The sequence below is a fragment of the Paracoccus sp. KR1-242 genome (assembly GCF_049446195.1).
Lineage (GTDB): Bacteria > Pseudomonadota > Alphaproteobacteria > Rhodobacterales > Rhodobacteraceae > Paracoccus > Paracoccus broussonetiae.
The window spans coordinates 34794-47064 of record NZ_JBMSED010000007.1 but is presented as its reverse complement, the minus strand read 5'-3'; the positions used below and the strand labels follow the sequence as shown (position 1 = coordinate 47064).

Sequence of the window (12271 nt, the reverse complement as noted above, 5' to 3'; positions counted from 1 at the left end):
GCATTCACTGCCAGACAGGAACACCACATGTCGAAAACGATCATCCTGATCCACGGCGCATGGCTCAATTCCGCAAGCTGGGATGGGGTCAAGCGTCGTTACGAGGCGGCGGGCCATCGCGTCCTTGCCCCGGACTGGCCCCATGACGATCGCCCCCCGGCCGAATTGCGGCGCGCGCCCGATCCGGCGCTGGCGCAGCTGGGACAGCGCGAGATCGTCGATCACTATGCCCGTATCATCGCCGACCAGCCCGAGGTTCCGATCCTGATAGGGCATTCGCTGGGCGGCGTGATCGTCCAGCATTTGCTGGACCGCGGGCTGGGGGTCAGCGGGGTGTCGATCAATCCTGCACCGACACCCGGCGTGCCGATCCATCCCCATGCGCTGCGCTCGGCGCTGCCGGTCTTTCTCGACCCGCTCAGCTGGCGCAAATCAAAGGTGATGACGCGGGACTTCTTCCGCACGCGCTTTGCGCAGACTGCCCCGGCCGGACAGCATGACGCACTTTATGACCGCTATATCGTGCCGACGCCCGGCCGCGTCTATTGGAACGGCGTCGTCCGGCCGATGAAGATCCGATGGGACAATCCTGTCCGTCCGCCCTTGCTGATGATCGGAGGAGAGCTCGACCTGATCGCCGATGCCTCGATGACCCGCGCGATCTACGAGAAGCAAAGGCGCGCGCCATCGCGCACGGACCTGCGCATCTTTTCGGGCCGGTCGCACTGGACGTGCCTGGATGAGGGGTGGGAAGAGGTCGCGGATGCGGCCCTGAACTGGGCCGTCTCGAATGCCCGCGCGGCGACCGCCAGGGCCGCCGCGCAGGTCGCCTGACGGGCTAGCCGCATTTCGAATGGCCGCAGGACGGACAGGTCATGCAGCCTTCGATCATCCGCATGCCGTATTGTCCGCAGGACGGGCAGGCGGGACCGCGCGGTCGTTCCCCGACCGCGACGATTTCGGATTGCGGGTCCGATTTCAGTCCCATGCCTTCGCCCGCGATGAAGCCCGTGCTGATCAGGTGGCGTTCGATGACGCCCCCGATTGCCGCCAGGATCGAGGGGACATAGCGGCCCTCGATCCATGCGCCGCCGCGCGGATCGAAGACGGCCTTCAACTCCTCGACCACGAAGCTGACATCGCCACCCCGCCGGAACACGGCCGAGATCATCCGTGTCAACGCGACGGTCCAGGCATAATGCTCCATGTTCTTCGAGTTGATGAACACCTCGAAGGGACGACGGTGCCCGGCCCGCACGATGTCGTTGATCGTGATATAGATCGCGTGCTCGCTGCCGGGGAATTTCAGCTTGTAGGTCGCGCCCTCAAGCGCGGGCGGGCGGTCAAGCGGTTCGGTCAGATAGACGACATCGGCGCCGCTATCCGTCTCGGGGGCGGCCTCGGTGGATTCGCTGACCGACAGGACCGAGCCTGTCACCGCGTTCGGGCGATAGGTCGTGCACCCCTTGCAGCCTTGATCCCAGGCGGCAAGGTAAACGTCCTTGAACGCCTCGAAGGAAATGTCCTCGGGGCAGTTGATGGTCTTGGAGATCGAGGAGTCTACCCATTCCTGTGCCGCCGCCTGCATGGCAACGTGATCCTGCGGGTCCAGCGTCTGGGCGTTCACGAACCAGTCGGGCATAGGCGCGTCGCCATTCAGATCGCGCCACATCTGGACGGCATAGTCGACGACCTCTTCCTCGGTGCGGCTGCCGTCCTTTTGCAGGACCTTGCGCATATAGGTGAAGGCAAAGACCGGCTCGATGCCCGAACTGACATTCCCTGCGTAAAGCGAGATGGTGCCGGTGGGCGCGATCGAGGTCAGCAGCGCATTGCGGATTCCGTGGCTTGCGACCGCTTCGCGGACATCATCGTCCATCCGCGTCATGAAGCCGGATTTCAGATACTGCTCGGCGTCGAAAAGCGGGAAGGCTCCCTTTTCCCTGGCGAGATCCACCGAGGCCAGATAGGCCGAGCGTGCGATGGCCTTCATCCAGGCGCGTGTCTGGTCGGCGGCTTCGCCCGCGCCGTAACGCAGGCCGACCATCAGCAGCGCATCGGCAAGGCCGGTGACGCCAAGGCCAAGGCGACGCTTGGTGCGCGCCTCTTCCGCCTGCTGCGGCAAAGGGAATTTCGAAGCGTCGATGACGTTGTCCATCATGCGGATGGCGGTGCGGACCAGTTCGTCCAGCGCCTTGGCGTCGATGTGCGCGTCGGGGGTGAAGGGCGCGTCGACAAGCCGCGCAAGGTTGACGGACCCCAGAAGGCAGGCGCCGTAAGGGGGCAGGGGCTGTTCGCCGCATGGGTTGGTTGCCGAGATTGTCTCGGCGTAATGCAGGTTGTTCTGCTGGTTGATCCGATCGATGAAGATCACGCCCGGCTCGGCGAAATCATAGGTCGCCCGCATGATCCGGTTCCAAAGATCCCGCGCCTTGACGGTGTGATAGACCTTGCCGCCGAATTGCAGGTCCCATCCGCCATCGTCCTGCACCGCCTGCATGAAGGGGTCCGTCACCAGGACGGACAGGTTGAACATGCGCAGGCGCGCGCTGTCCTGCTTGGCCTCGATGAAGGATTCGATGTCGGGATGGTCGCAGCGCATGGTCGCCATCATCGCACCGCGCCGGCTGCCTGCGGACATGATCGTCCGGCACATCGCGTCCCAGACGTCCATGAAGCTCAGCGGGCCTGAGGCATCGGCGGCCACGCCCTTGACCTCGGCCCCGCGCGGGCGGATCGTCGAGAAGTCATAGCCGATGCCGCCGCCCTGCTGCATGGTCAGCGCGGCTTCCTTCAGCATGTCGAAGATGCCGCCCATGCTGTCGGGGATCGTTCCCATGACGAAGCAGTTGAACAGCGTGACGTCGCGGCCGGTGCCCGCGCCAGCAAGGATGCGGCCGGCAGGCAGGAAGCGGAAGTCCTCCATCGCGGCGTAGAATCGATCCTCCCACTGGGCGGGATCCTTTTCGACGCGGGCGAGGTCGCGGGCGACACGGCGCCAGCCATCTTCGACAGTCAGGTCAAGGGGCTGGCCCTCGGCGTTCTTCAATCGATATTTCATGTCCCAGATCTGCTCGGCGATCGGGGCGGCGAAACGGTTCATCGGGATGTCCTCGGCACGGTTTCGGCTGAGGGGAGATCATAGTCGCCGGATCGGATGCAGGAAAGGGCCGGGGGCCCCCTGCGGCATTAAGGCCCAGTCAGCTCGTCGATCACCTGCATCCACAGCGCGGCGGGCTGCGCGCCGGATACGACATGGCTGTCGGCGACGACGAAGGTCGGAACCGAGCTGATGCCGCGCTCGCGGGCGTGGATTTCGCGCGCGGCGACCTGGTCGCGATCCTCGGTCGTGGCCAGAAGGCGGCGGACCACCTCGCCGTTCATCCCCGCGCTTTCGCCGATGGCCACGAGCACGTCGGGGTTCGAGATGTTCTTTCCTTCGCGCCAATGCGCACGCATCAGGCCGGACATGACCGGGGTCTGCACTCCCTCAAGCCCGGCCCAGTAAAGCAGGCGATGGGCGTTCAACGTGTTCGGGACGCGTTCGATCAGCGAGGGGTTGATCCACAGGCCCAGCCGCTCGGACGCTTCCATCACCGGCTTCATCGCCTGGATGATGCCCTTTTCGTCGCCGAATTTCATCTTCATGTAGGCGACATAATCCATGCCGGCGGCCGGCATCTGCGGATCAAGACGGAAAGGCTGCCAGGTGATCGCGAACGGGTGTTCCGGGCGGCTTTCCAGCGCGCGGTCCAGTTCGGCCTTGCCGATCAGGCACCAGGGGCAGACCGGGTCAGCGAAAATGTCGAGACGAACTTGGGCGGTCATCAGCGATCCTTGCGATGGGCCTTTGGGCAAGGCTGGTAATACGGGACCGCTATTGCGGCTTCCCGGTATTCGCGCGGTTGAGCGCGGCGCGCAAGGGCCGGGCGTGCAGGGTGACGATTATCCGATCCGCAGCGCCGTCCGCAATTCGCCCCCCGTTCGCCCGCACCATGCATCGCGAAGGGCAGGGGCCGGGGTCTCCTCATCCGAGACAAGGGCAAGCCGCAGGCTGGCCCAGGGTTTCCAGTCGGTGGCCAGCATCTGTGACAGGATCGCCGCGGGGGCGGCGATGATGCTGGCACCATGGCGTGACGCCAGCAGGGGCAATTGAGCCGAGGCAAGGCCCGCTGCGGGGATCAGAACTGTCGCCCCCAATACCAGCGGTGCGAGCAAGCCGAGCTCCGGTGACAGCGCTTCGTCAGCCGCCATCACGTGCAGCAATCGGTCCTGCGCGGACAGGCCCAGGTTCTGGGCGATTTGAGGGAGGCCGGCAGCAGACCCGTGGCGGCGGACCAGCGGCGCGCCTTGGGAAAACACCAGATAGGCTGGCGCCTCTGCATCGCGGTCGGCGAACCCGGCAGCGGGCAGGGATTCGAAGCCAGCAAGCGCGCGGGGATCAAGTCTGCAAGGGGGCTGGCTTGGCACCGGCATGCTGGCATCAGCCAGGATCATCGCCGGTTCAAGCGCCGCAATCGCGTCCCGAAGGTCACGCGGATCCGGTCGGGGCGGCAACGCGGCTGGCAGGATTCCCGCGGCAATTGCCCCCAGAAAGGCCACGGCAAGATAAGGTCCTTGCGCAAGCGGCAGCAGCAGCCGGTCGCCGGGGCGCAGTCCCGCTTCGGTCAGGCCCGTCGCCGCGCCAAGGACCGCGCGGCGCAGTCGCGCATGCGACCAGCGATCGGCCCGGCTCAGGCTAAGCGCCGAAAGCGCCAGCCGGTCCGGCAGGTCAGCGCCCGCGCGAAGGATTTCTTCGGCAAGGTTCATTCAATTTTCCAATCGCGCAATGCGCGACCTGATAACCAATTGTCGGTGATCAGAAAAACAAACGCAGTTGCACAAGGTCCGGAATATCGTGAGCCCGGTCTCGCAAAAAGAAACGGCCCGTCCTGGACGGGCCGTTTCCTGTTCGCCAACCTGCTGCTCAGAGCAGTTTCAGATCCGAAGCCGAGCTGCGGCCGTCGCGGCCGGATTGCAGTTCGTAAGCGATCTTCTGGTTGTCGTTGAGGCCCGTCAGGCCCGCACGCTCGACAGCCGAGATGTGCACGAACACATCTTTGCCGCCATCGTCGGGCGCGATGAAGCCATAGCCTTTGGTGGCGTTAAACCATTTCACGGTGCCGGTAGCCATAATACCGTCTCTCCTTCAAGTCACCCGGGGCGTAATTGCTGGCCGGGGCCGTGCAGCCCTTTCCCGTAAGTCCGGCTGCCCCGTGAAGGGAGGCGGTAGAAAGTCGTGCTCACGCGTCCGAGAGGATGAACGATTCCCAAAAAAACGCAAGCAATAAAAGGCCGAGCACTCTGATAAGAAATCAGAACGCACGGCCGGCTTGGCAATTTGTCGCTGATCCTTGCTGATTGTCAGCGCAGATCCGGTGGGGTCGCTTCGGTTCGTAGAGACCCGACTGCTTCGTCAAGTGACAAGGACTCACTACCCTGTTTGTCGAGGCGGCGCAAAGAAACGCTGCGTTCCTCGACCTCTTTCAATCCGATCGCCATGATGACCGGTACTTTGCCGAGCGAATGCTCGCGCACCTTGTAGTTGATCTTCTCATTGCGGGTATCGGCTTCGGCGCGCAAACCGGCGGCGCGCAGCGCCTCGACGACTTCATGGACGTAATCATCTGCGCCCGAGACGATAGAGGCAACGACAATCTGACGCGGTGCGAGCCAAAGCGGCATTTTACCCGAATAGTTTTCGATCAGGATGCCGATGAAACGCTCGAAGCTGCCCAATACGGCGCGGTGCAGCATGACGGGCATGTGCTTGTGGCCATCCTCGCCCACATATTCCGCGCCAAGGCGCTGGGGCAGGTTGAAGTCGCATTGGAAGGTACCGCATTGCCATTCGCGGCCGATTGCGTCGGTCAACTTGAAGTCCAGCTTCGGGCCGTAGAAGGCGCCGTCGCCCGGATTGACCTCATAGGGCAGTCCGAGATGCTCGATGGCGCCCGAAAGGGCGGCCTCGGCCTTGTCCCAGATCTCGTCCGAGCCGACGCGGACATCGGGTCGGGTCGACAGCTTGATGTCGAACTTCTCGAAGCCCAGATCCTTGTAGACCGAGGAGAGCAGGCTGATGAAGCCCGCGCATTCCGCCTCGATCTGGTTCTCGGTGCAGAAGATGTGGGCGTCATCCTGGACGAAGCCGCGCACCCGCATCAGGCCGTGCATCGAACCCGAGGATTCATAGCGGTGGCAGGAACCGAATTCCGCCAGACGCAGAGGCAGGTCGCGATAGGACTTCAGGCCCTGGTTATAGACCTGGACGTGGCAGGGGCAGTTCATCGGCTTCAGCGCGTTGACGCGCTTTTCCTTGGCCCCTTCTTCGTCCACCTCGACGATGAACATGTTCTCGCGATAGGCTTCCCAGTGGCCCGACTTCTCCCACAGGATGCGGTCCACGACCTGCGGCGTCTTGATCTCCTTATAGCCCGCGCGGATCAGGCGGCGGCGCATATAGGCCTCAAGCTCGCGGTAGATCGTCCAGCCGTTCGGATGCCAGAAGACCATGCCGGGCGCTTCCTCCTGGAAATGGAACAGTTCCATTTCCTTGCCCAACTTGCGGTGGTCGCGCTTGGCGGCTTCCTCCAGCATGGTCAGGTGCGCCTTGAGGTCGTCGCGGTTCTTGAACGCGACGCCATAGATGCGCTGCAGCATGGGGCGCGAGGCATCGCCCAACCAATAGGCGCCCGCGACATGGGTCAGGCGGAAGGCATCGGCCGGAACCTGGCCGGTATTCTGCAGGTGCGGTCCGCGGCAAAGATCCTGCCAGTCGCCGTGCCAATACATCCGCAGCGGCTCGCCCTCGGGGATGCGGTTGATCAGCTCGACCTTGAAGGGCTCGCCCTTGGCTTCGTAATGCGCGATGGCGCGGGCGCGGTCCCAGACCTCGGTGCGGACCGGGTCGCGGGCGGCGATGATCTGCTTCATCCGCTGCTCGATCTGGCCCAGGTCGTCGGGGGTAAAGGGCTCGGCGCGATCGAAATCATAGAACCAGCCCTGATCGCGGACCGGGCCAATGGTGACCTTGACGTCCGGCCACAGCTCCTGCACGGCGCGCGCCATGATATGGGCAAGGTCGTGACGGATCAGTTCCAGCGCGGGCGCATTGTCCTTCATCGTGTTGATCGCGATCTTGCCCGATTGCTCAATCGGCCATTGCAGGTCGATATGCGCCCCGTCGAGACTGGCCGAAATCGCGTTCTTGGCTAGGCTGGGGGCAATCGAGGCCGCGACCTCGGCGGCGGTGATGCCAGAGGGATAGTCGCGCGAATTGCCATCGGGGAAGGTCAAGGAAATCTGGGACATGCGTGTCCTCCTCGTCGGTTTGGCGCCCACGGAACGCCCGGTTGCGGGTTATGTACTGAAAACTCGGGAAAAATCCGGTTTGGTCACCGACGTTGGGACGCGCAACGGTATATGCCCTGTTTCCACGCGTCTGTTATCGCAGCTGGCTGGGATGGTATAGTCAATATTTGCTTTGATCGCCGCATGGGGCATTGATCCCGCAATCTCGGGCCGCGCAGAGCAGAGCCCTGGTGCCGCAGGTGACGATCTTCCATGGCGCCGATGCCTGTGAGGGCAATGGAGACATGTTCGTCAAAGCCTAGATGCACAGCCTTGCAAATAAAGCGCCCTGCGCAGTCGTGACAAAATTCTGATGCAGATTTTTGTAATTGACTCGCATTTCAATGGTCGCAAACATCATTGCACAGCTTTGCGAGCAAGCTGCCCTTCACAGGGATAGGGAGGAAAGAAATGAAAATCAAGATACTGGCCGCCCTGCTGGGGTCGGCCGCGCTTTCGCCTGCAGTCGCTCAGGCGGCAGAACTCAACCTGATCTGCTCGGCGGATGTGGTCATCTGCGAAAAGCTTGTCGGTGCTTTCGAAGCCGGGCATTCGGAGATCAATGTGAACATGGTCCGCCTGTCCTCGGGCGAAACCTATGCCAAATTGCGGGCCGAGGCGCGCAACCCGCAGACCGATCTGTGGTGGGGCGGGACCGGTGACCCCCATCTTCAGGCGGCGGCCGACGAGTTGACCGCGGAATACAAGTCCCCCAGCCTGCCGCAGTTGCAGGACTGGGCGGTCAAGCAGGCAGAGGTTTCGGGCTATCGCACCGTGGGCGTCTATACCGGCGCGCTCGGCTGGGGCTACAACACCGACATCTTTGCCAAGAAGGGCTTGAAGGAACCGGCCTGCTGGGCCGATCTGCTGGATCCCGGCCTGAAGGGCGAAATCCAGATCGCCGATCCGAACTCCTCCGGCACGGCCTATACCGCGCTGGCGACGCTGGTGCAGATCATGGGCGAGGACAAGGCCTTCGACTATCTGAAGGCGCTCAACAAGAATGTCTCGCAATACACGAAATCAGGTTCCGCTCCCGTGAAGGCGGCTGCGCGCGGCGAGACGGGGCTGGGCATCGTCTTCATGCACGACGCGGTGTCGCAGACGGTCGAAGGCTTCCCGATCAAGACGATCGCCCCCTGCGAGGGCACTGGCTTCGAGGTCGGTTCGATGTCCCTGGTCGAGGGGGCCCAGAACCCTGACGAGGCCAAGGCCTTTTACGAATGGGTGCTGACGCCCGAGGCGCAGAACCTGATGCCAGAGGCCGGGTCGTTCCAGATCCCGTCGAACAAGGCCGCGACCACCGCCAAGGAGGTGCCCGACCTGTCAAAGATAAAGCTGATCGACTACCATTTCGCCAAGTTCGGTTCAGCCGACGAGCGCAAGCGGCTGCTGACCCGCTGGGATTCCGAGATCGGCGGCCGTGCCGGTCAATGACCATGACTGCGCAAGAGCGGCAACAGGCCGCTCTTGCGCATGCGATCGGGTCCGCGATGAACCGTGACAACAGGCGGCTGGACTGGCTTCTTGTCGCAGCGACCTTCGCAACTCTGGTGCTGCCCTGGTACCGGGTGCGTGCGGGCTTCTTTGGCTTCAAATGGATCGGCGACCTTTTCAGCCGTCCCGAGTTGATGCCGGGCGCTGCGCAGGCCGCACTGGGGCGATGGCAACTTTGGCCAGTCGTTCTTCTGCTGGCGATCGCGGGTACCCTGCGTTTTTCCCGTTCGCCGGGGCCGTCGCGGGGGCGGGCAATGATCTGGCTTGGCTGGGTCGGGTTGGGCTGGCTGACGGTCCAGGGCCTTGCCATCGGCACACGGGGATGGAACTGGGATCTGCTGGAACGGGTCTTCGGTGAAGTCTCCGGCCAGCAGGCCTTCGGAGCCGGGGCGGTCGTGCTGGGGGTCGCGTTTACCTGCCTGATCTCGTTTGGACTGGCAGAAAAGGGGACGCTGAAGGGCGATGCCTTTGTCCTGACCTCTATTGCGCTTCTGATCCTTCTGGTCGCGGTCTTCGTCTTTTACCCGATCCTGTCCATCTTCATCGGCGCCTTCCAGGATTTCGACGGCTCGTTCACCGCGGAAGGAGTGGCGCGCAACCTTGTCGACCCAAAGATCTGGAGCTTGTCCTGTCTGGCAGGGGGCTATTGCGGTGTCGCATGGCGGACCTTTTTCCTTGCCATCTGCACAGCCACGGCATCAACGGCGCTTGGCCTTGCCTTCGCGCTGGTCTCCACCCGCACCAACGTCCCCTTCAAGAAGGCATTGCGGCTTCTGTCGATCCTGCCGATCATCACCCCGCCATTCGTGGTGGGCCTTGCACTGATCATGCTGCTGGGCCGCTCGGGCACGATCACGCAATTCGTGCAAACCATGACCGGTTTCGAACTGGGACGGTGGCTTTATGGTCTGACCGGGATCTGGTTGGCGCAGGTGCTCAGCTTCACGCCCGTTTCGTTCCTCGTGCTGGTCGGCGTGGTCGAGGGTGTCAGCCCATCGATCGAGGAAGCCTCGCAGACGCTGCACGCGGATCGCTGGCGCACCTTTCGCCGTGTGTCGCTGCCGCTGATGGCGCCGGGTCTGGCCAATGCGTTCCTGATCGGTTTCATCGAAAGCATGGCGGATTTCGGCAATCCGATGGTGCTGGGCGGCTCTGGTGGCGTGCTTTCGACAGAAATCTTCTTCTCGGTCGTCGGCGCTCAGAACGATCCGTCGCGCGCGGCTGTTCTGGCGGCCGTGCTGCTGCTTTTCACCCTTTCGGCCTTTCTGGCGCAAAGGCTTTGGCTTTCGGGCCGCAGCTTTGCCACCGTTACCGGCAAGGGCGACGGCGGCACGCATGCCCGGCTTCCTGCCCGCATCTCCTGGCCCATCACGATCATCGTCGCGGTGTGGAGCGTGTTTACCCTTGTCATCTATGCGATGATCCTTTTCGGCGGCTTCGTGAAGCTTTGGGGGCTCGACCATACCCTGACGCTGGAACACTATGCCGAGGCATTCGGGATCAGCTGGAACAACGGCCTGCACTGGACCGGCGTCGCCTGGAACAGCTTCTGGACGACCATGCTGATCGCACTGATGGCTGCACCCCTTACGGCTGCGGTCGGGTTGTTGACGGGTTGGCTGATCGCGCGGCAACGCTTCCCCGGCAAGGGCCTTTTCGAATTCGCCCTGATGATGAGCTTTGCCATTCCGGGCACGGTCATCGGCGTCAGCTACATCATGGCCTTCAACCTGCCGCCAATCCAGATGACCGGCACGGCGCTGATCCTAATCGTCTGTTTTGTGTTCCGCAACATGCCCGTGGGGGTGCGTGGCGGCGTGGCGGCCATGGCGCAGATCGACGGCAGTCTTGATGAGGCCTCACTGACGCTGGGCGCGGGGTCGGGCCGCACGCTTCGCCGGGTGATCCTGCCACTGCTGCGCCCGGCCATCCTTGCTGCGCTGGTCTACAGCTTCGTGCGGGCTGTCACCTCGATCTCGGCGGTGATCTTTCTTGTTTCGGCCAAGTACAACATGGCGACGGCCTATATCGTCGGGTTGGTCGAGAATGGCCGCTACGGCGTGGCGATCGCCTATTCCTCGGCACTGATCCTTGTGATGCTTACCGTCATCGGGCTGTTCCAGTTTCTGGTGGGCGAACGCAGACTGCGCCGGTCCGGTGCGACAACCAGAAAGACCGCAACATGACCTCAACCGAACGGGGATCGGTGGAATTCCGCGCCGTGACAAAAGCCTTTGGCGCTTTCGTTGCGGTTCCTGGTCTGGATCTGAAGATCTACGCGGGCGAACTGGTCACCCTGCTGGGGCCATCGGGCTGCGGCAAGACCACGACGCTGAGGATGCTGGCGGGATTGGAGACACCGACATCGGGCACCATCCTGATCGGCGGTCAGGACGTGACGAGGCTGCCGCCGAACCGCCGCGACGTGACAATGGTGTTTCAAAGCTATGCATTGTTTCCGCATATGAGCGTGCTGCAGAACGTGGCCTATGGGCTTGAATCCAGTGGCATCGCGCGGGCAGAGGTGGCAGAGGCCGCAAAAGCGGGACTCGATCTGGTGGGTCTGGCGGGTCTGGGAGGACGGCTGCCGTCCGAGCTTTCGGGGGGGCAGCAGCAGCGCGTGGCCGTGGCGCGCGCACTGGTCCTGAAGCCCCAAGTCCTGCTTCTGGACGAACCGCTCTCCAACCTCGACGCGCGTCTGCGTCGCCGTGTGCGCACCGAGATCCGCGAGCTTCAGCAGCGCCTGGGCTTCACGGCCGTCTATGTGACCCACGATCAGGACGAGGCACTGGCGGTTTCGGACCGCATCATCGTGATGAATCAGGGCCGGATTGCACAGGACGGCGCTCCGCGCGAACTTTACCAGCATCCCGCATCGGAGTTCATCGCGGATTTCATCGGCGAGGCGAATGTCGTCGCGTGCGAGGTGCTGGGGCACGAGGACGGAAAGAACCGCGTCAGCCTTGGGGGGCTGATGGTAGAGCTGCCGGGCCCGCCTGCGCGCATCGGTCCCGCAAAGGCGGCTCTGCGTCCGAATGCCCTGTCCATCTCCGCCGCCCGGACGGCGTCCGATGCCGAGGTCCTGCCGGGCAAGGTGCAAAGTTCAGCCTATCTGGGCGATTATGCGGAATACGAAGTTGAAACTCCTGTTGGGCGGATTTTTCTGGTGGACAGGGGGGAGGCGGCGGACCCGCTGCGTCCCGGCAGCGAGGTCGTCATGGCATATCTGCAGCGTGGCATTGCCTTGATCGGGCAATCATGAACGCTGGAATGCCTGAGAGGATGCAACGACGCGCGATCTGGATCAGGCAGTGTCCATGCGACGGTGCATATGGGACCGCGCGATTGCCGGGCGTTGTCAATGTGGCTAGGGAGAGGGGGGCTT

9 protein-coding genes are annotated in these 12271 nt (G+C 63.2%); 4 read left to right on the top strand and 5 right to left on the bottom strand.

Annotated features, from left to right (window positions below):
• Positions 1-27 precede the first annotated feature (27 nt).
• On the top strand, positions 28-834 hold the full coding sequence (locus ACO2Q4_RS11405) for an alpha/beta hydrolase (RefSeq protein WP_423319385.1): 807 nt from the start codon (positions 28-30) through the stop codon (positions 832-834).
• Positions 835-838: 4 nt separating this feature from the next.
• On the opposite strand, the gene ACO2Q4_RS11400 is transcribed toward ACO2Q4_RS11405, so the two are convergent.
• The 5 genes from ACO2Q4_RS11400 to thrS all read right to left on the bottom strand — a co-directional run bounded on the left by ACO2Q4_RS11400 (position 839) and on the right by thrS (position 7350).
• Positions 839-3103: an adenosylcobalamin-dependent ribonucleoside-diphosphate reductase gene (locus ACO2Q4_RS11400; RefSeq protein WP_423319383.1), complete on the bottom strand. Its 2265-nt coding sequence runs from the start codon at positions 3101-3103 to the stop codon at positions 839-841.
• Between the two features lie 86 nt (positions 3104-3189).
• Entirely contained in the window at positions 3190-3828 is a 639-nt protein-coding gene (locus tag ACO2Q4_RS11395; protein ID WP_423319381.1) for a DsbA family oxidoreductase, read from the bottom strand.
• Positions 3829-3945: 117 nt separating this feature from the next.
• A complete protein-coding gene (locus tag ACO2Q4_RS11390) occupies positions 3946-4809 on the bottom strand; it encodes an AMP-binding protein (RefSeq protein WP_423319379.1) in 864 nt (287 codons plus the stop codon).
• Positions 4810-4966: 157 nt separating this feature from the next.
• Positions 4967-5173 (bottom strand): cold-shock protein, encoded by a 207-nt coding sequence (locus tag ACO2Q4_RS11385; RefSeq protein WP_011747293.1) that lies wholly within the window; start codon positions 5171-5173, stop codon positions 4967-4969.
• Positions 5174-5403: 230 nt separating this feature from the next.
• Positions 5404-7350 (bottom strand): threonine--tRNA ligase, encoded by a 1947-nt coding sequence (thrS, locus tag ACO2Q4_RS11380; protein WP_423319376.1) that lies wholly within the window; start codon positions 7348-7350, stop codon positions 5404-5406.
• Between the two features lie 450 nt (positions 7351-7800).
• On the opposite strand from thrS, the gene ACO2Q4_RS11375 reads away from it, so the two are divergent.
• Genes ACO2Q4_RS11375 through ACO2Q4_RS11365 form a run of 3 tightly spaced genes read left to right on the top strand, consistent with a single transcriptional unit; the run spans position 7801 to position 12148 of the window.
• Positions 7801-8826: an ABC transporter substrate-binding protein gene (locus ACO2Q4_RS11375; RefSeq protein WP_423319374.1), complete on the top strand. Its 1026-nt coding sequence runs from the start codon at positions 7801-7803 to the stop codon at positions 8824-8826.
• A 56-nt stretch (positions 8827-8882) separates the two neighbouring features.
• The gene (locus tag ACO2Q4_RS11370) at positions 8883-11072 is read left to right on the top strand and encodes an ABC transporter permease (RefSeq protein ID WP_423319372.1); all 2190 of its coding nucleotides are present in this window, start codon (positions 8883-8885) and stop codon (positions 11070-11072) included.
• Entirely contained in the window at positions 11069-12148 is a 1080-nt protein-coding gene (locus ACO2Q4_RS11365) for an ABC transporter ATP-binding protein (protein WP_423319370.1), read from the top strand. The genes ACO2Q4_RS11370 and ACO2Q4_RS11365 overlap by 4 nt, the downstream gene beginning before the upstream one ends.
• The last annotated feature ends 123 nt before the right edge of the window (positions 12149-12271 follow it).

What these genes read in the sequence shown, in the direction of transcription:
- ACO2Q4_RS11405 (WP_423319385.1), top strand. Translation starts at nt 28, where the DNA reads ATGTCGAAAACGATCATCCTGATCCACGGCGCATGGCTCAATTCCGCA.
- ACO2Q4_RS11400 (WP_423319383.1), bottom strand. Translation starts at nt 3,103, where the DNA reads ATGAACCGTTTCGCCGCCCCGATCGCCGAGCAGATCTGGGACATGAAA.
- ACO2Q4_RS11395 (WP_423319381.1), bottom strand. Translation starts at nt 3,828, where the DNA reads ATGACCGCCCAAGTTCGTCTCGACATTTTCGCTGACCCGGTCTGCCCC.
- ACO2Q4_RS11390 (WP_423319379.1), bottom strand. Translation starts at nt 4,809, where the DNA reads ATGAACCTTGCCGAAGAAATCCTTCGCGCGGGCGCTGACCTGCCGGAC.
- ACO2Q4_RS11385 (WP_011747293.1), bottom strand. Translation starts at nt 5,173, where the DNA reads ATGGCTACCGGCACCGTGAAATGGTTTAACGCCACCAAAGGCTATGGC.
- thrS (WP_423319376.1), bottom strand. Translation starts at nt 7,350, where the DNA reads ATGTCCCAGATTTCCTTGACCTTCCCCGATGGCAATTCGCGCGACTAT.
- ACO2Q4_RS11375 (WP_423319374.1), top strand. Translation starts at nt 7,801, where the DNA reads ATGAAAATCAAGATACTGGCCGCCCTGCTGGGGTCGGCCGCGCTTTCG.
- ACO2Q4_RS11370 (WP_423319372.1), top strand. Translation starts at nt 8,883, where the DNA reads ATGAACCGTGACAACAGGCGGCTGGACTGGCTTCTTGTCGCAGCGACC.
- ACO2Q4_RS11365 (WP_423319370.1), top strand. Translation starts at nt 11,069, where the DNA reads ATGACCTCAACCGAACGGGGATCGGTGGAATTCCGCGCCGTGACAAAA.